The sequence below is a fragment of the Kitasatospora sp. NPDC034533 genome (genome assembly GCF_055575155.1).
The window spans coordinates 18,274-41,874 of the sequence record NZ_JBVITE010000055.1 but is presented as its reverse complement, the minus strand read 5'-3'; the positions used below and the strand labels follow the sequence as shown (position 1 = coordinate 41,874).

Sequence of the window (23,601 nt, the reverse complement as noted above, 5' to 3'; positions counted from 1 at the left end):
GAGGACCCGGGTTCCGCAATCCCCCTGATCATGAAGCATCGGGAACATGACGGGACATCGATCGCTTTCCGTCCCATCGGCGTTGACGCCCGGACAGGACCGGACATGACCGGACACGCCCGGGCGTCCTCGGGCCCGTCCCGCCCCCCGTCGTGACACCCCTATCCACCCCTGGTGTCAGCCGCCCCGCGCACCCCTGGCACTCCCCACCTGGGAGAGTGCTCCGACCGGCCCGACCGAGGGAAAGGTCACACGGAATTCCCCTCCTGCGGCCCCGCGAACGGGCGCTAACCTGCGCACATGAAGGTCCCGCCCGAAGGGCTCCCCCTCGCAGCCGAGTTCCCGGCCGCGCACCGTGAGCAGTGGCAGCAGCTCGTCCAGGGCGTGCTGCGCAAGTCCGGTGCCCAGCCCGAGGACGGCCCCGCCGCCGAGCAGGCGCTCACCACCCGGCTCCAGGACGGGCTGAGCGCCCGCCCGCTCTACACCGCCGAGGACACCGCCGCGGACCCGGGCTACCCCGGTTTCCCGCCGTTCGTCCGCGGCGGCCGGCCGCAGGGCTCGGCGGTCGCCGGGTGGGACGTGCGCCAGCGCCACGCCGACCCCGACCGCCGGCGCGCCAACGAGGCCGTGCTGGCCGACCTGGAGCACGGCGTCGGCTCGCTCTGGCTGGAACTGGGCGGCGCCGGCCTGCCGGTGGACGCCCTGCCCGAGGCGCTGGCCGGGGTGTACCTGGACCTGGCCTCCGTGGCGCTCGACGCCGGACCCGAATTCACCGCCGCCGCCGAGCGGTTGTTCGCCCTGTACGAGGAGCGCGAGGTCTCCCCCGGCGCCGCCGCCGGCAACCTCGGCGCCGACCCGCTCGGCCTCCAGGCCCGGACCGGCTCCATGGACCGGACCGACGCCCTGCTCACCGAGGCCACCGCGCTGGCCGCCCGCTGCGCCGCCGGGTACCCGGGCCTGCGGGCGCTCACCGTCGACGCCCTGCCCTACCACGAGGCCGGCGCCTCCCCCGCCCAGGAGCTGGGCTGCTCGCTGGCCACCGGCGTCGCCTACCTGCGCGCGCTGACCGCCGCCGGGCTCTCCGTGGACGCCGCGCTCGGCCAGCTGGAGTTCCGCTACGCGGCGGACGCCGACCAGTTCCTGACCATCGCCAAGTTCCGTGCCGCGCGCCGCCTCTGGGCCCGCGTCGCCGAGGTGTCCGGCGCCTCCCCCGAGGCCTCGGCCCAGCGTCAGCACGCCGTCACCTCCCGGGTGATGATGACCGCCCGCGACCCGTGGGTGAACATGCTGCGCACCACCGTCGCCTGCCTGGCCGCCGGGGTCGGCGGCGCCGACGCCGTCACCGTGCTGCCCTTCGACAGCGCCCTCGGCCTCCCCGACGCCTTCGCCCGCAGGATCGCCCGCAACACCCAGGCGATCCTGCTGGAGGAGTCCCACCTGGCCCGGGTGATCGACCCGGCCGGCGGCTCCTGGTACGTCGAGCGGCTGAGCGAGGAGCTGGCCCGGGCCGCCTGGGCCTGGTTCCAGGAGATCGAGCGGGCCGGCGGCCTGCGGGCCGCGCTGGAGTCCGGCCTCGTCGAGGAGCGGATCGCCGCCACCTGGGCGGAGCGCTCCGTCCGCCTCGCCAGGCGGCGCGAACCGATCACCGGCGTCAGCGAGTTCCCGCACCTGGACGAGCAGCCGCTGGTCCGCGAGCCGGCCCCGGCCGGGCTCGGCGGCGGGCTGCCGCAGGTGCGCCGCGCCGAGGCCTACGAGGCGCTGCGGGACCGCTCGGACGCCCTGCTGGCCGCGAACGGCGCCCGCCCCGCCCTCTTCCTCGCCTCGATCGGCACCGCCTCCGCGCACACCGCGCGCACCACCTTCGCCGCCAACCTGTTCCGGGCCGGCGGCATCGCGACCGTCCCGTTCGAGTCCGTCGACCCGGCGGCCTTCGCCGAGGCGTTCCGGGCCTCCGGCGCCACCGTCGCCTGCCTCTGCTCCAGCGACGCCCTGTACGCCGAGCACGCCGCCGAGGTGGCCGAGGCCCTGAAGGCCGCCGGCGCCGCCCGGGTGCTGCTGGCCGGGCGGCTCGCCGAACCGCCCGCCGGAGTGGACGAGTTCATCCACGCGGGCGGGGACGCGGTCGCCGTCCTCACCTCCCTGCTGGACCAGATCGGAGCGGACCGATGATCCCCGACTTCACCGGAATCGGGCTGGACGGCGCCGCCGCCGACGGCTCCGACGCCCAGTGGCGCTCCGCCTGGCGGCAGTCCACCGGCAAGGACGTCGACGAGCTGCTCTGGGACACCCCCGAGGGAATCGGCGTCAAGCCGCTGTACACCGGCGCCGACCTGGCCGGGCTCGACTTCCTGGAGACCTACCCCGGCATCGCCCCGTACCTGCGCGGGCCGTACCCGACCATGTACGTCAACCAGCCGTGGACCGTCCGCCAGTACGCGGGCTTCTCCACCGCCGAGGAGTCCAACGCCTTCTACCGCCGCAACCTCGCGGCCGGCCAGAAGGGCCTGTCGGTCGCCTTCGACCTGCCGACCCACCGCGGCTACGACAGCGACCACCCGCGCGTCACCGGTGACGTCGGCATGGCGGGCGTGGCGATCGACTCGATCTACGACATGCGCCAGCTGTTCGACGGCATCCCGCTGGACAAGATGTCGGTGTCGATGACCATGAACGGCGCCGTGCTGCCGATCCTCGCGCTGTACATCGTCGCGGCCGAGGAGCAGGGCGTGCCGCCCGAGAAGCTGGCAGGGACCATCCAGAACGACATCCTCAAGGAGTTCATGGTCCGCAACACCTACATCTACCCGCCGCAGCCGTCGATGCGGATCATCTCGGACATCTTCGCGTACACCTCGCAGAAGATGCCCCGGTACAACTCGATCTCCATCTCCGGCTACCACATCCAGGAGGCGGGTGCGACGGCCGACCTGGAGCTGGCCTACACCCTGGCCGACGGGGTGGAGTACCTGCGCGCGGGCCTGGACGTGGGGCTGGACGTGGACGCCTTCGCGCCGCGGCTGTCGTTCTTCTGGGCGATCGGCATGAACTTCTTCATGGAGATCGCCAAGCTGCGCGCCGCCCGGCTGCTGTGGGCCAAGCTGGTCAAGCAGTTCGACCCGAAGAACCCCAAGTCCCTCTCGCTGCGCACCCATTCGCAGACCTCCGGCTGGTCGCTCACCGCCCAGGACGTGTTCAACAACGTGACGCGCACCTGCGTCGAGGCGATGGCCGCCACCCAGGGCCACACCCAGTCGCTGCACACCAACGCGCTGGACGAGGCGCTCGCGCTGCCCACCGACTTCTCCGCCCGCATCGCCCGCAACACCCAGCTGCTGCTCCAGCAGGAGTCGGGCACCTGCCGGGTGATCGACCCGTGGGGCGGCTCCGCGTACGTCGAGAAGCTGACGCACGACCTCGCCGCGCGGGCCTGGGAGCACATCCAGGAGGTCGAGGCGGCCGGCGGCATGGCCAAGGCCATCGACGCGGGCATCCCCAAGCTGCGCGTGGAGGAGGCCGCCGCCCGCACCCAGGCGCGGATCGACTCCGGCCGCCAGCCGGTGATCGGCGTCAACAAGTACCGGGTGGAGAGCGACGAGCAGATCGAGGTGCTCAAGGTCGACAACTCCTCGGTGCGCGCCCGCCAGATCGAGAAGCTGCGCCGACTGCGCGAGGAGCGCGACGAGGCCGCCTGCCAGGACGCCCTGCGCGCGCTGACCCGGGCCGCCGAGGCCGGTCCCCAGCGCGGCGGCTCGCTGGACGGCAACCTGCTGCACCTCGCCGTCGACGCGGCCCGGGCCAAGGCCACCGTCGGCGAGATCTCGGACGCCCTGGAGAAGGTGTACGGACGCCACTCCGGCCAGATCCGTACCATCTCGGGTGTGTACCGAGACGAAGCGGGCCCGTCGGCCCCCCTCCAGCGCACCCGCGACCTGGTCGAGCGGTTCGAGCGGGCCGAGGGGCGCCGCCCGCGCATCCTGGTCGCCAAGATGGGCCAGGACGGCCACGACCGGGGCCAGAAGGTGATCGCCACCGCCTTCGCCGACCTCGGTTTCACCGTCGACGTCGGCCCGCTGTTCCAGACCCCGGCCGAGGTCGCCCGCCAGGCCGTCGAGGCGGACGTCCACATCGTCGGCGTCTCCTCGCTCGCCGCCGGCCACCTGACGCTGGTGCCCGCGCTGCGCGCCGAACTCGCCGCGGCGGGGCGGGAGGACATCACCATCGTGGTCGGCGGGGTCATCCCGCCGCAGGACTTCGACGCCCTGTACGAGGCCGGCGCGGCGGCGGTCTTCCCGCCGGGGACGGTCATCCCCGAGGCGGCGTACGACCTGTTGAAGTCCCTGGCGGCCGACCTCGGCCACTCGCTGTGATGGTCTGATCGCATGCCTCCACGGACGATCGACCTCGACAGCTATGTGACGGGCGTCCTCGACGGCTCGCGCGCCTGGATCGCGCGCGCCGTCACCCTCGTCGAGTCCTCCCGGCCCGACCACCGCGCGCTCGCCCAGCAACTGCTCCAGCGGCTGCTGCCGCACGCGGGCGGCGCGGTGCGGGTCGGCATCACAGGTGTGCCCGGCGTCGGCAAGTCGACCTTCATCGACTCCTTCGGCACCATGCTGACCGGGGCGGGGCACCGGGTGGCGGTGCTGGCCGTCGACCCGACGTCCAGCCGGACCGGCGGCTCCATCCTGGGCGACAAGACCCGGATGGAGCGCCTCGCCGTCGACCCCGCCGCGTTCGTCCGGCCGTCCCCGACCTCGGGGACGCTGGGCGGGGTCGCCAAGGCGACCCGGGAGTCCATGGTGGTGATGGAGGCCGCCGGGTACGACGTGGTGCTCATCGAGACGGTGGGCGTCGGCCAGTCCGAGACGGCGGTGGCGGGGATGGTGGACACCTTCCTCCTCCTCAGCCTGGCCCGGACCGGGGACCAGCTCCAGGGCATCAAGAAGGGCGTCCTGGAGCTCGCGGACGTCATCGCCGTCAACAAGGCGGACGGGCCGCACGAGACCGACGCCCGCGCGGCGGCCCGCGAACTCGCGGGCGCACTACGGCTGTTGCAGGCGCCGGACGCGGCCTGGACGCCACCGGTGCTGACCTGTAGCGGGCGCGACGGCACGGGGCTGGACGCGCTCTGGGAGCGGTTGCAGCAGCACCGCAAGGTGCTGGACGCGACGGGCACCCTGGCGGCGAAGCGCCGCGAACAGCAGGTGGAGTGGACCTGGGCGATGGTCCACGACCAGCTGTACGCGCGGCTGCACGAGAACCCCGAAGTGCGGCGGCTGTCCGAGGAGTTGGAGGCCGGGGTCCGCGCCGGGACACTGCCGGCCGGGCTCGCGGCGCAGCGGATCCTGGACGCCTTCTTCGGCACTTCCTGATCGGAGCGGCACCACCGGCCTCGCTCCGGCGCCTCCCCGGGGCCCGGAGCGAGGCCGCCCTCGCCGGGAAGGGGACCCGGGAGCAGCGGACCGCCCGACCCGCAACCGGTCCGAAGCAATCAAGCGTATACGGAGTATCATCCGGCGCGCCCGCCCGTCCACTCCTCGCCGACCCGCCTAACGTGGCTTCCGCCCTGGCGATCCAGGGCCGATCCACAGGCGGGCGCCCCCTGTCGATGCAGCAACCTCCAGCCTTTCCTCGAAGGGAAACGCAACGACATGGCATTCAGAAGGACCCTGGGCACGATCGGCACCACGCTGATGCTCTCGATCGCCGCCGCCGGCGGGCTCTGCCCGGTCGCGAACGCGGCGGAGCCGGTGGTCACCGTCGCGGGCCAGCAGCTCTCGATCTCGCCGGCGATGGCCACGCCCGACAGCCCGAAGGCCACCGACTCGATCGTGGGGGTGTCCAACCCCTCGGGCCCCACCACCCAGCTGGCCCTCAACTGCTGGAACTACGCCTTCAACGGGCCCTGGTTCTACGAGACCTGTAGCGGCAGCAGCTACCGCGTCTTCGTCGACTGCTCGGACGGCTACCGGTACATCTCCAACGCGTACTTCAGTGGCCAGCACAACTTCGCCCTGGAGTGCCCGGCCGGCAACGCCGTCGGCGGCGGCGCGATCGGCAACTGAGTGACCGCCGTCGCGTGACACCGTGACAGCGCGCCCCGGCTCCCCGCCCTCCGGAGAGCCGGGGCATCGCCGCCCCCGCCGTTCCGAAATCGCACCGTTCAGGTCGACTTGCGGCACCTGGATCTCGACTCTCCGAGTGGATCTCCCAGGGCGCGGGCTTCCGTTCCCGCCCTCCGCCACCCGAAGCATCGACAGGCTCCTCGCCGTCCTGGGACGGTCTCCCGGCCCGTGGACAGGGCCGGACGGCTGCTGTCGTCGCACACGCACGCCGACCCGGCACGCCGGTCGACGTGCGCCGGCCATGCTTCCCACACCTCGAAGAATCGCGGCCGCGACCGGCCGGGCACGGGTCCCATCATGCCAAAGCCCTGACCTGGGCCTGCCGACCGGCCTTCGAGGGCGGTTCAGTCATCTGACTGCCCCGCGAGCGAGAGGTCAAATGACTGATGTGACTCCCGCGGCCGCGACGGCACAGTGGTGGCACCCGGCGAGCAGAGCAGACATGCCGGCACCACATCATGGGAGTTGTCACTTTGAACGTACTGTCCGGCAAGCTGGCGAAGACCGCGGGCGCGATGGGCCTCGCCGTGGCCGCGCTGACCACCGTGTCGGCCTCCCCCGCCGCGGCGAGCACCGCCGCCACGGCCGGCTGCACCAAGTACTACCGCTACGACAACATCCAGGTCCAGGTGGACAACTGCTCCAGCGGCTGGGTCTGGATCTACACCGACAAGGGCAACTTCGACAAGGGCATCGTCCACGTCTCGACGTCCTGGAACGGAGGCGAGGCGGGGACGCTGGAGGTGTCGCAGGGCCAGGCCACCGCCAAGAAGTTCCAGCCGCAGGTCTACAGCATCACGATCTGCGGCTTCAAGTGGCTCGGCTGGACCCCGCCGGCCAGCCCGTGGTGGACGTACTGCGGCAACACGATCACGATCTGACCACCCGACCGTGATCGCATGGAGGCGGTCCGGCGGGCCGCCTCCGTCCGAGCCCGCTCAGCGGCGCCCGACGGCCTGGCGGGTGCGGCGGACGGCGCGGTGGAGCCGCTGGAGGGCGACGAAGCGGTTCATCCGCCCGGCCGTCGTCAGGCGGTACTTGAGGCGCAGCTGGGGGCTGAGGCCCGCCTGGGCCTCGGGTCCGATGGCGCGCAGGAGGCGGCCGACGTGCTGCTGGTAGGCGGCGCGGTAGGCGTGGTCGCCGTCGGGGACGGACCAGAAGAACATCGGGATCTCCTCGACCAGGCAGTTGCGGTCGTAGGCGCGCAGGTGCTCCGCGAAGGCGGGCTCGGGGCGGGCGAGCAGCCACTCCCGTACGAGTTCCATCGAGCGGACCCGGTCGGCCAGGCCACGCGGGTCGGTCTTCTTCTGGGTGATGGAGAGGTCCCCGTCCTCGCGGACGCGCCAGTGGTAGATCGGGTCGGCGAGGACGTCGACGCGTTCGGCGAGGAAGTGGTGGGGCACGCTGACCGGGGCGTCCTCGTAGAGGATGCCCTCGGGGTAGAGCAGGCCGGCCCCGTCGAAGAAGGACCGCCGGTAGACCTTGTTCCAGGCGGTGCGGTCGGTGACCAGGGCGGGCAGTTCGCTGACGTGGGTGCCCAGCCGGGTCTCGCGGAACGGGCGGCGGTGGGCGTGCGAGGGAGTGAGGCCGCTGGTGCGCAGGCGCAGGGCGTTGCCGGCCGCGAAGTCGGAGCCGGTGTCGCCCAGGGTGCTGATCATCAGCTGGTAGGCGTGCGGCGGCACGACGTCGTCGCTGTCGACGAAGGCCAGGTACTCGGTGCCGGGGGTGAGGTGGCGCCAGCCGGTGTTGCGGGCGGCGCCCAGGCCCTGGTTCTCCTGGCGGACCAGCCGGAAGCGCCGGTCCCGCTCGGCGTGCTCCTCGGCGATGGCGGGGCCGCCGTCAGTCGAGCCGTCGTCGACCATGACGCACTCGAAGTCCTCGAAGGTCTGGGCCGCGATCGAGTCCAGGCACTCCCGCAGGTAGCGCTCGACGTTGTGGATCGGGACGACGAGGGAGAGACGCGGGGCCATCGGGCGCCCTTTCGCTCGGCAGCGGCAGCAGCGGCCACCTCGGCGGCAGCGACACGGCTGCACCAGCGGCGACCGCGGCAGCGGACGGGCCGGGAGGCCGTCGCCGGCCGGTCACCGGCAGTGTTCCGAGCGAGCGTAGGGAGACCACGCGACCGGCAGGCGAACGGCGGGTGGCGTCCAGCCTGCGGCGGGGTGCACCGGCTGTGTCCGGCGTCAACTCCCGTGGCGGGAGCGCACGATGGGGAGGGGCCCCGGACCGCCCGACCGGTCCGGGGCCGGCTGTCACCCGATCGGGGTCAGGCGCTCTTCACGGCCGCGAAGCGGGCCGAGACGTCCTGCCAGTTGACGACGTCCCACAGGCGGGTGACGTAGTCCGGGCGGACGTTGCGGTACTGGAGGTAGTACGCGTGCTCCCAGGCGTCGAAGGCCAGCAGCGGAGTGGTGTTCTGGCCGACGTTGCCGTGGTGGTCGTAGACCTGCTCGATGATCAGGCGCTGACCGAGCGGCTCCCAGGACAGGATGCCCCAGCCGGAGCCCTGCACGCCGGTGGTGGCGGTGGTGAGCTGCTTCTTGAAGGCCTCGAAGCTGCCGAAGTGCTCGGTGATGGCGTCGGCCAGCTCGCCGTCGGGGCGGTCGCCGCCCTCGGGCGAGAGGTTCTGCCAGAACAGCGAGTGCAGCACGTGGCCCGACAGGTTGAAGGCGAAGGTCTTCTGGAGGCCGACCAGGCCGCCGAACTGCTCCTTGTCGCGGGCCTCGGCCAGCTGCTCCAGGGTGTCGTTGGCGCCCTTGACGTACGCGGCGTGGTGCTTGGAGTGGTGCAGCTCCAGGATCTCGGCCGACATGGCCCGCTCCAGCGCGGAGTAGTCGTACGGCAGGTCGGGAAGCGAGTAGGTGCCCATCAGGACACGGCCCCTTTCGGTGGGTTGAACGATGGTGGACGGTGGTGATCGCGCCGGGACAACACTATTGCGTATCAGTTGCAGGAGCGCAGCATGGGCTCCTGCTTATTCCTCACGCCCCGTCGGGCACAATGGTCACCGGTTCCGTGTAATGAGTGACAAGGGTGAGTGACTGTGACAGGGTCGCCGGTGGTGCTGGGCATCGAATCCTCCTGCGACGAGACGGGTGCCGGCCTGGTGCGGGACGGCGTGCTGCTCGGGCAGGCGGTGGCCTCCTCGATGGACGAGCACGCCCGCTACGGCGGGGTGGTGCCCGAGATCGCCGCCCGGGCGCACGTCCACGCGATGGCGCCGGTGGTCCGGGAGGCGCTGGACCGGGCCGGGCTCACCCTCGCGGACGTCGGGGCGGTGGCGGTGACGGCCGGTCCGGGGCTGGCCGGGGCGCTCCAGGTCGGCGTGGCCGCCGCCAAGGGGTACGCCTTCTCGCTCGGCGTCCCGCTGTACGGCGTGCACCACCTCGCCGGGCACGTCGCGGCGGCCGCGCTGGACGGCGGGCCGCTGCCGGACCCGTGCGTGGTGCTGATCGTCTCCGGCGGCCACACCTCGCTGCTGCTGGTCCGCGACCTCGCCCGGGACCCGGTCGTCCACCTCGGCGACACCCTGGACGACGCGGCCGGCGAGTGCTTCGACAAGGTCGCCCGGATCCTGGGCCTGCCCTACCCGGGCGGCCCCGCCATCGACCGCGCGGCCCGCGACGGCGACCCGGCCGCCGTCCGGCTGCCGCGTCCGCTGACCGGGCCGAAGGACGACCCGTACGCGTTCTCCTTCTCCGGGCTGAAGACCGCCGCCGCCCGTTGGGTCGAGTCCCGGAGCGAGCCCCGGGTGCCGGACGCGGCGGCCGCGCTCCAGGAGGCCATCGCCGACGTGCTGACCCGCAAGGCGGTCCGGGCCTGCCTCGACCACGGGATCGGCTCCCTGGTGGTGGTCGGCGGGGTCGCGGCCAACTCCCGGGTGCGGGCGCTGGCCGAGGAGCGCTGCGCGGCGGCCGGGATCGCGCTGCGGGTGCCGCCGCTGCGGCTGTGCACGGACAACGGCGCGATGGTGGCGGCCGTCGGAGACCTGCTGGTCCGCTCGGGCGCGGCGCCGGCGCCGGCGGACCTGTCGGTGGACCCGTCGGCCCCGCTGGAGTTCGCGGCGCTCACCCCCCGGCCGTACGCGCGCGCCTGAGAGCGTTTCGGCCCACCGGGCGCTCCGGCCCGACCAGGCACTGCGACCCGACCAGGCGCTCCGGCCGGACCGGTCACGTGCCCCTCGCCGAACATTTCGGCTCCGCCGACCGGCAATCCGTTCCCGGGTCTTCCCTCCGCGTCCAGCTCTGTGCCATTTTACATGTCACACATCAGGCCGTGGTGCCCCCACGCCGCGCACGGCCACCCCCACCCTCAACGGCCCCGGAGGCCCCACAGATGCGTCCCTCCCGGATAGCGAAGGGCGGTGCGCGCGGGCTGCCCGCGCTCGGCACCGCCCTCCTCCTCGCCCTCGGCCTGTTCTCCCCGCAGGCGAACGCCGCCCCCGAGACCACCAGGGCCGCGCAGGCCTCGTCGGCGACGACGTCCCCGCCCACCGCGCCGCGCACGATCCCCGTCCCCAAGTCCCCCGACACCCCCGAGGACGCCCGCCCACTCGCCTCCGACCCCCGGGCCAGGGCCGCCGCCCCGACGGCGGGCAGCTCCGTCGGCACCTCCCCGGCCACCCGGCAGCTCGCCGCCTGCGACGTCTCCGCCTTCACCGGCACGTCCGGCGCCGCCCTCGTCCAGAAGGTCAAAGCCGCCGGGCTCGACTGCGTCGACTCGCTGTTCCAGCTCACCGGCAACGACGCCAAGGGCGCCTTCGGCGAGGCCCAGATGACCACCGTCGCCGACGCCCTGCGCGACACCTCCGCCGGTTACCCCGGTGACAACTCCACCTCCGCCGGGCAGCTGGTGCTCTTCCTGCGGGCCGGCTACTACGTGCAGTGGTACCACCCGGACGACGTGGGCCCGTACGGCGACGGCCTCAGGACCGCCGTCCGCGGCGCGCTGGACGCCTTCCACGCCGCCCCGCACAGCCGGGACGTCACCGAGGCCAACGGCGCCGTCCTCGCCGAGGCCGTCACCCTGATCGACAGCGCCCGGGAGAACGCCCGCTACACCGGCGTGGTCAAGCGGCTGCTGAACGACTACACCGGCGCCTGGACCGGCTCGATGGCCACCGCCGTCGCCAACACCGAGACCGTCATCGAGCGCGGCTTCGAGCTGCCGGAGTTCACCGCCGCCCTCCGGGCGGACCCGTCCTTCGCCACCACCGTCGCCTCCTTCGTCACCCGCAACAGCGGCCTGATCAACGGTGCCGACCCGGTCACCAGGATCGGCATCCAGCTCGGCAACCTGGTCGCCGACGACGCGCTGCGCGCCCAGGGCCGGCCGATCGTCAAGGACCTGATCAACCGCTACCCGCTGGTCGGCAACACCGGTCCGCTCACCATGAACCTGCTCTGGTTCACGGAGAAGAAGGACGCCGGCAACTGCTCGTACTACGGCACCTGCGACGTACCCGCCAAGCTCGTCCCGCTGGTGCTCACCGTCGACCACGCCTGCAACGCGAACCTGCGGATCCGCGCCCAGGACATGACCGCGCAACAGCTCGCCGACACCTGCACCAGCCTGGTCCGGCAGGACGCGTTCTTCCACGGGATCGTCAAGGACGACGGGCCGGTCGCCGACGACCGCAACACCTCCCTGGAGGTCGTGGTCTTCGACGACTACTACGACTACAGCCTGTACGCCTGGGAGATGTACAAGATCGACGTCGACAACGGCGGCATGTACGAGGAGGGCGACCCGTCCAAGGCCGGCAACCAGGCCCGCTTCATCGCCCACGAGGCCTCCTGGCTGCGCCCCGCGTTCCAGATCTGGAACCTCAACCACGAGTACACCCACTACCTCGACGGCCGCTACGACATGTACGGCGACTTCGAGGCCGGCATGACCACCCCGACCGTCTGGTGGGTCGAGGGCCTCGCGGAGTACGTCTCCTACAGCTACCGCGGCGCGCACTACGACGCCGCCGTCACCCAGGCGGGCAAGGGCACGTACGCGCTGAGCACCCTGTTCGACACCACCTACGACAACGCGGACTCCACCCGGGTCTACAACTGGGGCTACCTGGCCGTCCGTTACATGCTCCAGTCGCACCCGCAGGACGTCACCGCGCTGCTCGCCGAGTACCGCGCCGGGGACTGGAACGGCGCCCGCACCCTGCTGAAGACCACCATCGGCACCCGTTACGACGCCGACTTCGCCGGCTGGCTCAGGGCCTGCGCGGCCGACGACTGCGGCTCGCTGCCCGTCGACCGGGCCCCGCTGTGCACCTCCGCCGACACCCGGCAGTACGACAAGGACTGCCGCCGCGACGACGTGGCCGCCACCACCGGGAACTACGCCTACAGCTTCCTCCACCTGCCGGCCGGCGTGCGGCAGCTGACCATCACCACCAGCGGCGGCACCGGCAACGCCGACCTCTACTACAACGGCGGCGGCTGGGCCACCACCGGCTCCTACCAGGCCAGGTCCGCGGGCGCCGGCAACGCCGAGACCCTGACCATCGACGACCCGCCGTCCGGCTGGGTGTACTTCAGCCTCTACGGGCAGCAGGGCTTCGGCGGCGTCACCGTCACGACGACCTACCACTGACCCGTCCGGCTCCACCCGTGCAGGAGGGCCCCGCGGCGTCGCGGGGCCCTTCCGCGGCCGTACGGGTCAGCCCTCCTCCCCCGCGCCCGTCCGCTGGGCGGGCACCGCGCGGTCCCGCTGGAGGTCCAGCAGTTCGCGGAACAGGCCGTCGGGGCGGGCGGCCAGCTCCGCCCAGGTGCCGGACTGGACGATCCGGCCCCGGTCCATCACCAGCACCCGGTCCGCGACCGCCGCGTTGGCGATGTTGTGGGTGACCAGCAGGGTGATCCGGCCCGGCGCGAGGTCGCGCAGGGCGTGCAGGATGCGGTGCTCGGCGCGCGGGTCCAGGTCGGAGGTGGGCTCGTCCAGGATCAGCAGGCCCGGGCTGCGCACGGTGCGGTAGAGCGCCCGGGCCACCGCCGCGCGCTGCCAGCCGCCGCCGGACAACTCGGCGCCGCCCCACCAGCCCTGGGCCAGCAGGGTGTGCCAGCCGGAGCGCAGCCGGGCGACGATCTCGTCGAAGCCGGTCCGCGCCGCCGCCTCCTCGACGTCGGCCATCAGCCGGTCGGTGCGGTGGCCGAGGTGGACGTTCTCGGCGGCGCCCAGCGGCCAGCGGGCGAACTCCTGCGGTACCCGGGCCACCCGGGACCACATGCCGTCCGCGTCCAGTTCCTCCACCGGCACGCCGTCCCAGGTGATCCGGCCGGACTGCGGCAGGTAGAGGCCGGCGAGCAGCTTCAGCAGGGTCGACTTGCCGCTGCCGTTCTGCCCGATGACGGCGACCACCTCGCCGGCCCGCAGCGTCATGCTGACCCCGCGCAGCGCCGGCTCCTGCTGGTCGCCCGGGTAGGTGTGGACCAGGTCGGTCACCTCGACCGACCGCGGGGCGTCCGGCACCAGCGAGCCGCGCCGGATCCGGTGGCCGCCGGCCTCGTCCAGGAAGGTGAAGTAGTCGTCGAGGTAGAGGCCCATCCGGTACAGCCGGGCGCCGTGGCCGACCAGGCCGTGCAGGCCGGTGGCGGCGGTGCGCAGCGCGAAGGTGGCGGTGCCGGCGGCGGCCAGGTCGATCCGGCCGCTGGCCACCAGGTAGAGCAGGGTGCCCCAGATCAGCGCGCTGCCCGCCCCGGTGCCGAGCGCGGCCAGCAGCGACACCTTGGCGGCCTGCCTGGTCGCCCGGTCCGCGGAGGCGATGATCTTCTCCTCGGCGCGGCGGTACTTGGCCATCAGGAACGGCGTGACCTGGTCCGAACGGACCTGGTCGGCGCGGGTCTTGTCGATCAGGAACCACCGGTAGACGCGCAGCGCCCCGCGCTCCTCGTCGGTGGCCACCGCCGCCAGGTAGTGGATCCGGGCGGAGCGGACGGCGCCCACCCCGGTCGGCACCGAGCCGAGCAGCAGCAGCGGCACCAGCCAGGGGTGCAGGGTGGCCAGGACGCCCGCGGCGGCGGCCAGCGAGACGGTGGAGGCGATCACGTCCTGGGCGTTGGAGAGCAGGTCGGGCGTGGTGGAGGAGCCCCGGTCGGCGGCCTCCCACTGCTCGTTGTAGGCGGGTTCGTCGTACGCCTTCAGCTCGGCGGCGCACCCGGCCGCGATCAGCGCCAGCTCCGCCTCCCGGGTGATCCGCGGCGCGACCCGCCCGGACAGGCCCACCACGGTGATGCCCAGAACGGCGCGCAGCGCGGCCGAGACGGTGAGCAGCAGCAGCGAGGGGGCGGCGGTGCGCAGGTGGTCGGTGACCGGGCCGGGCACCAGCAGCGCGCCCAGGGTGCCCGTGGTGGCGAACAGCGCGAGCGCCCCGAACACTCCGGCCAGCGCCTGGCAGACCAGCAGCAGCACGGTGGCCGTCCGGTCCGCCGCCCAGGCCAGCGTCATCGCGCGGCGCACCAGGTGCGGCAGGCGGCGCAGCATGGCGCTCGCGGACATCGAGGCGGCGGCCTGGGCGCGGCGGTCGCCGGGGTAGCGCAGGCGCAGTTCCTCGCCGTGCTCGGTCTCGCTCCCGTCCTCGGTGGCCCTGGGTTCCTCGGGTTTCACGACCTGCTGGGACACGGTGTTCCTCCCTGCTACGGCGGCCGGTGGCCGCGGTGGATCCGCACGCGGGCAGCCCTCACCGCCGGGTGGGCGTGGTGGGTCGGCAGCGGTGCCGGTGGGCACTCTGCGGGGCGGTCTGCCGGGTGCGGACCCCGATCCTGGCAGCGGTCCGCGGGGCCGTCCGGCGTGTCCCGGGCGGTCTCACTCGATCCGGGTAAATCCGTGTCGGCGACGGCGAGTTGGTGGCGGTCGACCACCGGGGCGGTCCTTGATGTTCGATTCCGGGCGGACCGTCCGGCGGGTGCCCGGACGACCGGACGGGCGTACCGCTCGGCGGCGGCCCCACCGGGCGCGGCCCCGAGCGGCCCGGGGCGGCTCCTGTGGCCGGGGCGGGCGCCGGAGGTGAGGATGGAGACCCGAGTGCCCCCGTCCCGATCGGAGTGCGATGAGCGACCAGCACAACGTCGTCCTGTTGACCTTCCCCGACGCCGACGGCTGGCGCCCGGCCTTCGACGAGGCGCAGCACCTGCCCGGACTGCGGTTCGCCGCGGCCCTGGAGCGCAGCGCCGACGGCCTGCTGGAGGCGAAGGACACCTTCGGCCGGGGCGCGGGCGTGGCCACCGTCGGCTCGGGGCTGCTGGGCGCCCTGGTGGGGATGCTCGGCGGGCCGGTGGGCGCGTTCCTCGGCTTCGCGGCGGGCGCGGCGCTGGGCAACGCGGCCGAGGAGCGCTACGCGAGCGAGGCGGGCGCGGCGCTGATCGTGCTCTCGCCGCGGGTGCCGGACGGCGGGGCGCTGCTCGCCCTGGAGGTCCGGGAGGCCTCGCCCGATCCGGCGGACGGGCTGGCCGCCCGGCACGGGGCCTCGGTCGAGCGGATCGACGAGCACAGCTTCATCGAGGAGGTCCGGGCGGCCGAGAAGAAGGCGGAGGCGGACCGGGGCGCCTGACCGCACGCGGAGCGGGCGGGGCGGGGTGCACGCACCCGGCCCCGCCCGCCGTCACCCGGGTCCGCGCCGGGGTCATGCCGAGCGCCTCGGTGACACCCGTGTTCCGGGGCGCTCGCGGTGTACGGACCGGGCCGGGCCGGCCCCGTCCCGACAGGGACCCGGCCGGGTCCCTGTCGGGACGGACGGCGGGAGCCCGGGTGGTGGAGCGACCACCCGGGCTCCCGCCGTCCGGACTCGATCAGACGAGGTCGAAGCGGTCCGCGTTCATGACCTTGACCCAGGCCGCGACGAAGTCCTCGACGAACTTCTCCTTGGCGTCGTCCGCCGCGTACACCTCGGCGACGGCCCGCAGTTCGGCGTTCGAGCCGAACACCAGGTCCGCGCGGGTGCCGGTCCACTTCACCCGGCCCGAGGCGTCCCGGCCCTCGAAGGTGTGCGCGTCCTCCGAGGTGGCCTTCCAACTGGTGTCCAGGTCCAGCAGGTTGACGAAGTAGTCGTTCGTCAGCACGCCGGGGGCCTCGGTGAACACACCGTGCGCGGACCCGCCGTGGTTGGCGCCCAGCACGCGCAGGCCGCCGACCAGCACGGTCAGTTCGGGCGCGCTGACGCCCAGCAGGTTGGCCTTGTCGAGCAGCAGGTACTCGGCCGGCAGCCGGTTTCCCTTGCCGACCCAGTTGCGGAAGCCGTCCGCCTTGGGCTCCAGCGCCGCGAAGGACTCGGTGTCGGTCAGCTCCTGGGGCGCGTCCACCCGGCCGGGCGCGAACGGCACCTCGACGGCGAGACCGGCCGCCTTGGCCGCCTGCTCGATGCCGACGCCGCCCGCCAGCACCACCAGGTCCGCGATCGAGACCCGCTTGTCGCCGGACTGGGCGTTGAACTCCTGCTGCACGCCCTCCAGGGCCCGCAGCACGGTGGCGAGCTTGTCGGGCTCGTTGACCTCCCAGCCGATCTGCGGCTGGAGCCGGATGCGGCCGCCGTTGGCGCCGCCGCGCTTGTCGCTGGAGCGGAAGGAGGAGGCGGCCGCCCAGGCGGTGGAGACCAGCTCGGAGACGGACAGGCCGGTGGCGGCGATCCGCCGCTTGAGGTCGGCGACGTCGGCCGCGCCGATCTGCTGGTAGTCCGCCTGCGGCAGCGGGTCCTGCCAGAGCAGGTGCTCGCTCGGGACCTCCGGGCCGAGGTAGCGGACCACCGGGCCCATGTCACGGTGGGTCAGCTTGAACCAGGCGCGGGCGAAGGCGTCGGCGAACTCCTCCGGGTTCTCCAGGAAGCGCCGGGAGATCGGCCCGTAGACCGGGTCCAGGCGCAGCGACAGGTCGGTGGTGAGCATGATCGGCACGTGCCGCTTGTTCGGGTCGTGCGCGTCCGGGACGGTGCCCTCGCCGCCGCCGTCCTTGGGCTTCCACTGGTACGCGCCGGCCGGGCTCTTGGTGAGCTCCCACTCGTAGCCGAACAGCGTCTCGAAGAAGCTGTTGTCCCAGGTGGTCGGGGTGGGCGTCCAGGTGCCCTCCAGGCCGCTGGTGATCGCGTCGCCGCCGACCCCCGTCCCGAAGGCGCTCTTCCAGCCGAGGCCCTGCTGCTCCATCGGCGCGTCCTCGGGGGCCGGGCCGACGTTGTCGGCCGGGCCGGCGCCGTGGGTCTTGCCGAAGGTGTGGCCGCCGGCGATCAGCGCGACGGTCTCCTCGTCGTTCATCGCCATCCGGTAGAAGGTCTCGCGGATGTCGCGGGCGGCGGCGATCGGGTCCGGATTGCCGTTGGGGCCCTCGGGGTTGACGTAGATCAGGCCCATCTGGACGGCGGCCAGCGGGCTCTCCAGCTCGCGGTCGCCCGTGTAGCGCTCGTCGCCGAGCCAGGTGTTCTCCGGGCCCCAGTAGACGTCCTCGTCCGGCTCCCACTCGTCGACCCGGCCGCCGCCGAAGCCGAAGGTCCGCAGGCCCATGCTCTCCAGGGCCACGTTGCCGGACAGGACGATCAGGTCGGCCCAGGACAGGGAGCGCCCGTACTTCTTCTTCACCGGCCAGAGCAGACGGCGGGCCTTGTCCAGGCTGGCGTTGTCGGGCCAGCTGTTCAGCGGGGCGAAGCGCTGCTGGCCGCCGCCGGCGCCGCCGCGTCCGTCGCTGATCCGGTAGGTGCCGGCGCTGTGCCAGGCCATCCGGATGATGAACGGGCCGTAGTAGCCGAAGTCGGCGGGCCACCAGTCGCGCGAGGTCGACAGGGCCTCCTGGATGTCCCGCTTCACGGCGGGCAGGTCGAGGGCCTTGAACGCCTCGGCGTAGTCGAAGTCCGCACCGAGCGGGTTGGCCACGGCGGGGTTCTTCGCGAGGATCTTCAGGTTGAGCCGTTCCGGCCACCACTGGCGGTTCCCGCCGCCCTGGGTGGGGTGCGGCGCCCGCCCGTGGATCACCGGGCAGCCCTCCGCGTTCGCCTCTGCGCCGGTTGCATCGTGGATGTCAGACATGGGAATCCTTCCCTCACAAGGCGGATCACGGTGTCTTCTCTGCTACCTGGGGTACCTGCTGTTCCTGCTGTTTCTCTCCAGGCTAGCGCCGGAGCCGATCCTACGATGGACGGAATCCAAGTCAAGAAAGACACCAAACCCATATCCGATCGGGAACCGGAAGACACCGGAAGTGAATTGGTAAACTCCGGTCTTCCCCCTTGACCTGAATAGGTGAACCGATATGAGTGACCTGCTGGAGCGGCTGCGTGGGCGCGGCTGGCGCCTCACCTCCCAGCGGCGTGTCGTGGCCGAGGTCCTGGACGGCGAGCACGTGCACCTGACCGCCGACGAGGTGCACGCCCGGGCCGCCGAGCGCCTGCCGGAGATCTCCCGGGCGACCGTCTACAACACGCTCGGCGAACTGGTCACCCTGGGCGAGGTCATCGAGGTGTCCACCGACGGGCGCGCCAAGCGGTACGACCCCAACGCGCACCGGCCGCACCAGCACCTGATCTGCACCGGCTGCGGAGCCATCCGCGACGTCCACCCGCTCGGCGACCCGCTGACCGACCTGCCGGCCGAGCAGCGCTTCGGCTTCGCGGTCTCCCAGGCGGAGGTCACCTACCGGGGGCTGTGCCCCGGCTGCGTGGGCTGCGCGGGCTGACCGGTCCGCGCGGCGCCCGGTCCACCCGGACCGGCCGGTCCGACGGCTCGCCGCCCAGGCCTTTCGCGGTGGAACCAGGATGTGTAGTGTCCTGGTTATGCGGATGGGCGAGGGAGTCGAGTGGGGCCTGCACTGCTGCCTCACGCTGGCCTGGCTGGATGACGGGCAGCCGGTGCCGACCGCGCGGCTGGCCGCCTGGTTCGACCTGCCGCCCGCCTACCTGACCAAGCGCCTGCAGGCGCTCGTCCGGGCCGGCGTCCTGAGCTCGACCCCCGGCGCCCGGGGCGGCTTCCGGCTCGGGCGACCGCCCGAGCGGATCACCCTGATGGACGTGGTCGCGGCCATCGAGGGCCCCGACGACCTCTTCCGCTGCACCGAGATCCGGCAGCGCACCGAGGGGGCCGCCACCGCCGGCGACGACTTCCGGCGCCCGTGCGGGGTGGCCACCGCGATGCGCAGGGCCGAGCTCGCCTGGCGGCGCGAGCTGGCCGGGCAGACGGTGGCCGACCTGATGGCCGCCGCGCCCGCCGGGGCCGCCGAGCGCACCCGGCGGCACTACGCCCGGCTGACCGGCTGACCCTTTCCTCCCACGCCCCGGGGGCGTCGCTTCCTTGACGACCCCTCGGGCTCTTGTCGACTCCCGAGGTGAACCTGGATGTCCGATGTCCTGATTCCTCCCGCACCGCCGCCCCGGACCGCCGACGGGCTGTCCGCCACCCTCGTCCTGGCGTTGGGCACCTTCGCCGTCGGCACGGACGCCTTCGTGGTGGCCGGCTTCCTGCCCTCGATGGCCGGGGACCTGCGCGTCTCCCCGGCCGCAGCCGGCCAGTCGATCGCCGTCTTCGCCGCCGCGTACGCCCTGCTCTCGCCCGTGCTCGCCACCCTGCTGGCCCGCCTGCCGCGCCGGACCCTGCTGGTCGCCGCGCTCACCACCCTCGGCCTGGCCAACCTCGGCTCGGCGCTCGCCCCGGACCTTGGCGCCCTGCTGGCCTCACGCGTCCTCGCGGCGGCCGGCGCGGCCGCGTACACCCCCAGCGCGGGGGCGGTCGGCGCCGCACTCGTCCGCCCCGAACTGCGGGCCCGCGCCCTGGCGGTGGTGGTGGGCGGACTGACCGTCGCGACGGCGCTCGGCGTGCCGCTGGGGAACGCCGCGAGCCACTGGCTGGGCTGGCGCGCCGCGCTGGGCCTGGTCGCCGGGCTCTGCCTGCTGGTCGCCGCCGTGCTGCGCGCGATCATGCCGCAGGTGGCGGGGAACGTCCGGGTCCCGCTGCGCACCCGGCTCGCCGTGCTGCGGCGCCCGGCGGTGCTCACCGTGCTGCCGCTGACCCTCCTCGGCATGGGGGCGAGCTACACCGCCTACGCGTACAGCGTGCCGCTGCTGGGCGCCGTCGGGGTCCGCGAGGGCTCGGTGCTGCCGATGCTCTTCCTGTACGGCCTCGGCGCCGTGATCGGCAACCTCGCCGCCGGATGGGCCACCGACCGCTGGGGCTCGGCCGCCGCCCTGACCGTCGGGTACGCCGCGATGGCGGTGGCGCTCGGCGCCCTGGCCTGGCTGGCGGGCGCCCATGCGGGCGCCGCTCCACTCGTCGGACCGCTGGTGCTGCTGTGGGGCGCGAGCAGCTGGTGCCAGACGCCGCCGCAGCAGCACCGGCTGATCGCGGCCGCGCCCCAGGAGGCGCCACTGGTCGTCTCGCTCAACTCCTCGGCCATCTACGCCGGGATCGGGCTCGGGACGGTGCTCGGCGGCGCCACCCTGGGCTCCGGCGCCGCCGTGGTGTACGGGCTCGGTGCGGCGATCGCGGCGGCGGCACTGCTGTTCCTGCGCTGGAGCGTCCACCGCGAAGAGGTGGTCGGCGAAGGCCGGCCGCCGCGTCTCCGCCGCCGGTCCCACGACCCGGTGTGAACCGGAGGGACCGGAGGGGTCGGACGCCACCGGGCGTGCGGCACCGGCACAGTGCTGGGCGCTGACGGTCAAGACCGCCGCCCGGATCGCCCCTAGGGTTCCCGGGGCGGGGGCGAGGGCTCCCCCGGGACAGCCCGACGACGCGACCGCCCCCGAACCGTCGCGCCGTCGGGCTTTCCCGTCGGCAGCGTGCGATGAGGCGAGCGGGTGGTGCGTCGATGACCGGAACCGACGACGGACGGAGCGACGGCGGACGGCAGGACGACGGACGCGGCGACGGCGCGACCGGTTCGGCCTGGTCACCGCTGCGCCGGCGCACCTTCCGGAACCTCTGGCTGGCCCAGTTCACCTCGAACGTCGGCAGCTGGATGCAGACCGTCGGAGCGCAGTGGCTGCTGGTCGGACACGGCGCCGCCCAGGTCTCCCTGGTCCAGCTCGCGGCAGGCCTGCCGGTGCTCTTCCTCGCCCTGCCGGCCGGGGTCCTCGCGGACCTCGTCGACCGCCGCCGCCTGCTGCTGGTGATGCAGGCCGCGATGGCGGCGGTGGCCGCGACCCTGGCCGTCCTGGCCTTCGCGGGACTGCTCGGCTCCTGGACGCTGCTGGCCCTCACCTTCCTGCTGGGCTGCGGGAACGCGCTCAACGGCCCGGCCTGGCAGGCGGTGCAGCCCTCGCTGGTCCCCCGTGAGGAGTTGCGCCAGGCCGCGGCGCTGGGGGCGGTGAACCTCAACATGGCGCGCGCCGTCGGGCCCGCCCTCGGCGGGGCCCTGGTCGCGGCCTTCGGGGTCGGCTGGACCTTCGCAGTCAACGCCGCGTCCTTCCTCGCGATCCTGGTCGTCCTGGCCGGCTGGCGCCCGTCCGGACAGGCCCGGGCGCCGCGACCGGGGCAGGAGCGCGAGCACCTGGTCGCAGCCCTGCGGGCCGGGGGCCGGTACGTGCGCAGCGCACCCCGGATCCGCCGGATCCTGCTGCGCAGCGCCCTGTTCGTGCCCGGCGCCTCCGCCCTGTGGGCGCTGCTGCCGGTGTCCGCCCACGACTCCCTCGGTCTCGGCGCGGCCGGATACGGCCTCCTGCTGGGCGCCGTGGGGCTGGGAGCGGTCGCCGGGGCGGCGGTGCTGCCGGTGGTGTCGCGGCGGATCGGCGGCAACGGCGCGCTGGCGCTCGCCGGGGCCGTCTTCGCGGGCGCGCTGGTGACCCTGGCCGTCAGCGCCAGTGTGCCGCTCGCCTTCCTGGCGCTGGTGCTGACCGGAGCGGCCTGGATCACGGCGCTCTCCACGCTGAACGCGAGCCTTCAGGTCGCCCTGCCTGCCTGGGTGCGGGCCCGCGGCTCGGCCTTCTACCTGCTCGTCTTCCAGGGCGGCAACGCCGTCGGTTCGCTGGCCTGGGGGCAGGTGGCACAGCACGCCGGGGTGCCCGTGACGATGGCCCTGGCGGCGCTGTTCCTCCTCGGTGGGGCGCTGTCCCTGCGCCGGCTGCCGCTGCTCGACGGGGCGGCCGATCCGACCCTCTCCGAGGCGTGGCCCGAACCCCGGCTGGCCGTCGAGCCGGCGCCGCAGGACGGGCCGGTCCTGGTGAGCGTGACCTACCTGGTCCGGGCGGGGCGGGCGCCGGCCTTCGTCGCGGCGATGCGGAGGGTGGAGTCCTCCAGGCGCCGGACGGGCGCGGTCACCTGGGGCCTGTACCGGGACACCGCCCGGCCGGAGCGGTTCGTCGAGACGTTCACCGTGACGTCCTGGTCGGAGCACTGCGCCCAGCACCACGGGCGTTACACCGGCACCGACCACGTCTTCGAGACCGAGGCCCGTGCGCTGCTCACCCGGGCCCCGGCGGTCGCCCACGCGGTGGCGGTGCGCCACGGCGACGGGTGACGAGAGCGCGTTCGCGCGGTCGGCGGCGGGCGCCCGGCGCCGCGCGCTCGGCCGCGGGCACCGGCACGACAACGGCCGTACGCACCGGGACAACTCCTCTCCGCCCCCGTTCATAGCCTCGGGGGGCGGTTCCGGCCGCCGCCCTTCCGGCGGCCGGGCCGAGAACGCCAACCACCGAGAACAAGGAGCGAGACGATGACGGCAGTGGCAAGGGAAGAGCGGCTCGTGCGCGAGCCGGACCCGACGGCGGCCGGCAGCGGAGCCGAGCCGTACCTGCACGCCATGACCAGGGTCAACCTGCGGCCCATCGCCTCACCGATGCCCCTGGGCTTCTTCACGGTGGCCATCTCCTCCGCCGTGGCCAGCAGCCTCCAGCTCGGCCTGATCGACGGTGCGCACCGGCAGGCGGTGGCGTTCACCCTCTTCTCCGCCTTCGTGCTCCAACTGCTCGTCAGCATCCTCGCGTTCGGCGCCCGTGACGTCATCGCGGCCACGCTGATGGGCGGGTTCGCCGGCGCCTGGCTGGCCAACGGCCTGGTCACGGCGTCGGGTTCGCAGGGCGGGGCGCAGGTGCTGGGCGTGATGAACCTGGTGTTCACCGTCTTCGCCGCCCTGATGGCCTCGGTGGCGCGGCCGAAGAAGGTGCTGTGGCTGCTCCTGATGATCGCCGTGCCGCGCTACTTCGTCGCCGGTCTGCACGGCGTCTCGGGCGCGACCTGGCTGGGGTACGCCGCCGGGGCGCTCGGCATGCTCCTCGCGGTGGTCGCGATGTACGCCGCCTACGCGCTGATGCTGGAGGAGCTGCGGGGCAAGGAGGTGCTGTGGATCGGGCGCAGCGGCCCGGTGCTGGACGCCATGCACTCGGGCCTGGCCGGCGAACTGCACCGGCTGGAGCAGCAGGCGGGCGTGCGCCGGACCCTGTAGCCGCCGTGACGGGGCGTGGGGGGGGGGGGGGGGGGGGGGGGGGGGGGGGGGGGGGGGGGGGGGGGGGGGGGGGGGGGAGGAGGGGGGGAGGGGGGAGGGAAGGACACAAGGGGCAAAGACGAGAGGAGAA

General features: G+C 73.6%; 17 protein-coding genes. 13 read left to right on the top strand and 4 right to left on the bottom strand.

The genetic code is table 11. The features are described 5' to 3' along the window. Positions 1-300 precede the first annotated feature (300 nt). From mutA to ACZ55U_RS29825, 5 genes are all read left to right on the top strand, one after another. Positions 301-2,169, top strand: a complete 1,869-nt coding sequence (mutA, locus tag ACZ55U_RS29845) for a methylmalonyl-CoA mutase small subunit (protein WP_465530946.1) — start codon at positions 301-303, stop codon at positions 2,167-2,169. After that, on the top strand, positions 2,166-4,367 hold the full coding sequence (scpA, locus tag ACZ55U_RS29840; RefSeq protein ID WP_465530944.1) for a methylmalonyl-CoA mutase: 2,202 nt from the start codon (positions 2,166-2,168) through the stop codon (positions 4,365-4,367). The genes mutA and scpA overlap by 4 nt, the downstream gene beginning before the upstream one ends. 12 nt (positions 4,368-4,379) lie before the next feature. Next, on the top strand, positions 4,380-5,372 hold the full coding sequence (gene meaB / locus ACZ55U_RS29835) for a methylmalonyl Co-A mutase-associated GTPase MeaB (RefSeq protein WP_465530942.1): 993 nt from the start codon (positions 4,380-4,382) through the stop codon (positions 5,370-5,372). Between the two features lie 279 nt (positions 5,373-5,651). Beyond that, the gene (locus ACZ55U_RS29830; protein WP_465530939.1) at positions 5,652-6,065 is read left to right on the top strand and encodes a hypothetical protein; all 414 of its coding nucleotides are present in this window, start codon (positions 5,652-5,654) and stop codon (positions 6,063-6,065) included. Between the two features lie 533 nt (positions 6,066-6,598). Then, positions 6,599-7,006 (top strand): hypothetical protein, encoded by a 408-nt coding sequence (locus ACZ55U_RS29825; protein WP_465530937.1) that lies wholly within the window; start codon positions 6,599-6,601, stop codon positions 7,004-7,006. Between the two features lie 57 nt (positions 7,007-7,063). On the opposite strand, the gene ACZ55U_RS29820 is transcribed toward ACZ55U_RS29825, so the two are convergent. Next, the gene (locus ACZ55U_RS29820) at positions 7,064-8,095 is read right to left on the bottom strand and encodes a glycosyltransferase family 2 protein (protein WP_465530935.1); all 1,032 of its coding nucleotides are present in this window, start codon (positions 8,093-8,095) and stop codon (positions 7,064-7,066) included. Between the two features lie 296 nt (positions 8,096-8,391). Next, the gene (locus tag ACZ55U_RS29815) at positions 8,392-8,994 is read right to left on the bottom strand and encodes a superoxide dismutase (protein ID WP_465530933.1); all 603 of its coding nucleotides are present in this window, start codon (positions 8,992-8,994) and stop codon (positions 8,392-8,394) included. Between the two features lie 174 nt (positions 8,995-9,168). Between ACZ55U_RS29815 and tsaD the strand changes: the two genes are divergently transcribed. Both tsaD and ACZ55U_RS29805 read left to right on the top strand, forming a co-directional pair. Further along, complete coding sequence (gene tsaD, locus ACZ55U_RS29810; protein ID WP_465530931.1) at positions 9,169-10,221, top strand: tRNA (adenosine(37)-N6)-threonylcarbamoyltransferase complex transferase subunit TsaD; 1,053 nt, start codon at positions 9,169-9,171, stop codon at positions 10,219-10,221. 239 nt (positions 10,222-10,460) lie between these two features. Beyond that, positions 10,461-12,725 carry a M9 family metallopeptidase gene (locus ACZ55U_RS29805; RefSeq protein ID WP_465530929.1) on the top strand — a complete coding sequence of 755 codons (2,265 nt, stop codon included), beginning with the start codon at positions 10,461-10,463 and terminating at the stop codon, positions 12,723-12,725. 66 nt (positions 12,726-12,791) lie between these two features. On the opposite strand, the gene ACZ55U_RS29800 is transcribed toward ACZ55U_RS29805, so the two are convergent. Beyond that, complete coding sequence (locus ACZ55U_RS29800) at positions 12,792-14,750, bottom strand: ATP-binding cassette domain-containing protein (protein WP_465530927.1); 1,959 nt, start codon at positions 14,748-14,750, stop codon at positions 12,792-12,794. 427 nt (positions 14,751-15,177) lie between these two features. On the opposite strand from ACZ55U_RS29800, the gene ACZ55U_RS29795 reads away from it, so the two are divergent. Beyond that, a complete protein-coding gene (locus ACZ55U_RS29795; RefSeq protein WP_465530925.1) occupies positions 15,178-15,678 on the top strand; it encodes a histidine kinase in 501 nt (166 codons plus the stop codon). 238 nt (positions 15,679-15,916) lie between these two features. Here the strand turns inward: ACZ55U_RS29795 and katG are convergent, their stop codons facing one another. Continuing rightward, on the bottom strand, positions 15,917-18,133 hold the full coding sequence (gene katG, locus ACZ55U_RS29790) for a catalase/peroxidase HPI (protein ID WP_465530922.1): 2,217 nt from the start codon (positions 18,131-18,133) through the stop codon (positions 15,917-15,919). A gap of 223 nt (positions 18,134-18,356) precedes the next feature. Between katG and ACZ55U_RS29785 the strand changes: the two genes are divergently transcribed. From ACZ55U_RS29785 to ACZ55U_RS29765, 5 genes are all read left to right on the top strand, one after another. Continuing rightward, positions 18,357-18,779, top strand: coding sequence for a Fur family transcriptional regulator (locus ACZ55U_RS29785; protein WP_465530920.1), 423 nt, complete (start codon positions 18,357-18,359; stop codon positions 18,777-18,779). Positions 18,780-18,876: 97 nt separating this feature from the next. Next, positions 18,877-19,356 (top strand): RrF2 family transcriptional regulator, encoded by a 480-nt coding sequence (locus tag ACZ55U_RS29780; RefSeq protein WP_465530918.1) that lies wholly within the window; start codon positions 18,877-18,879, stop codon positions 19,354-19,356. 78 nt (positions 19,357-19,434) lie between these two features. Then, positions 19,435-20,682: an MFS transporter gene (locus tag ACZ55U_RS29775; protein WP_465530916.1), complete on the top strand. Its 1,248-nt coding sequence runs from the start codon at positions 19,435-19,437 to the stop codon at positions 20,680-20,682. Positions 20,683-20,900: 218 nt separating this feature from the next. Further along, positions 20,901-22,547 carry an MFS transporter gene (locus tag ACZ55U_RS29770; protein WP_465530914.1) on the top strand — a complete coding sequence of 549 codons (1,647 nt, stop codon included), beginning with the start codon at positions 20,901-20,903 and terminating at the stop codon, positions 22,545-22,547. 195 nt (positions 22,548-22,742) lie between these two features. Beyond that, positions 22,743-23,471 carry a GPR1/FUN34/YaaH family transporter gene (locus tag ACZ55U_RS29765; RefSeq protein WP_465530912.1) on the top strand — a complete coding sequence of 243 codons (729 nt, stop codon included), beginning with the start codon at positions 22,743-22,745 and terminating at the stop codon, positions 23,469-23,471. The last annotated feature ends 130 nt before the right edge of the window (positions 23,472-23,601 follow it).

Excerpts from the sequence above, each read along its gene's own strand:
- ACZ55U_RS29820 (WP_465530935.1), bottom strand. The coding sequence starts at position 8,095 with ATGGCCCCGCGTCTCTCCCTCGTCGTCCCGATCCACAACGTCGAGCGC.
- ACZ55U_RS29765 (WP_465530912.1), top strand. The coding sequence starts at position 22,743 with ATGACGGCAGTGGCAAGGGAAGAGCGGCTCGTGCGCGAGCCGGACCCG.
- ACZ55U_RS29830 (WP_465530939.1), top strand. The coding sequence starts at position 5,652 with ATGGCATTCAGAAGGACCCTGGGCACGATCGGCACCACGCTGATGCTC.
- ACZ55U_RS29805 (WP_465530929.1), top strand. The coding sequence starts at position 10,461 with ATGCGTCCCTCCCGGATAGCGAAGGGCGGTGCGCGCGGGCTGCCCGCG.
- scpA (WP_465530944.1), top strand. The coding sequence starts at position 2,166 with ATGATCCCCGACTTCACCGGAATCGGGCTGGACGGCGCCGCCGCCGAC.
- meaB (WP_465530942.1), top strand. The coding sequence starts at position 4,380 with ATGCCTCCACGGACGATCGACCTCGACAGCTATGTGACGGGCGTCCTC.
- katG (WP_465530922.1), bottom strand. The coding sequence starts at position 18,133 with ATGTCTGACATCCACGATGCAACCGGCGCAGAGGCGAACGCGGAGGGC.
- ACZ55U_RS29795 (WP_465530925.1), top strand. The coding sequence starts at position 15,178 with ATGAGCGACCAGCACAACGTCGTCCTGTTGACCTTCCCCGACGCCGAC.
- ACZ55U_RS29770 (WP_465530914.1), top strand. The coding sequence starts at position 20,901 with ATGACCGGAACCGACGACGGACGGAGCGACGGCGGACGGCAGGACGAC.
- ACZ55U_RS29775 (WP_465530916.1), top strand. The coding sequence starts at position 19,435 with ATGTCCGATGTCCTGATTCCTCCCGCACCGCCGCCCCGGACCGCCGAC.
- ACZ55U_RS29785 (WP_465530920.1), top strand. The coding sequence starts at position 18,357 with ATGAGTGACCTGCTGGAGCGGCTGCGTGGGCGCGGCTGGCGCCTCACC.
- mutA (WP_465530946.1), top strand. The coding sequence starts at position 301 with ATGAAGGTCCCGCCCGAAGGGCTCCCCCTCGCAGCCGAGTTCCCGGCC.
- ACZ55U_RS29815 (WP_465530933.1), bottom strand. The coding sequence starts at position 8,994 with ATGGGCACCTACTCGCTTCCCGACCTGCCGTACGACTACTCCGCGCTG.
- ACZ55U_RS29780 (WP_465530918.1), top strand. The coding sequence starts at position 18,877 with ATGCGGATGGGCGAGGGAGTCGAGTGGGGCCTGCACTGCTGCCTCACG.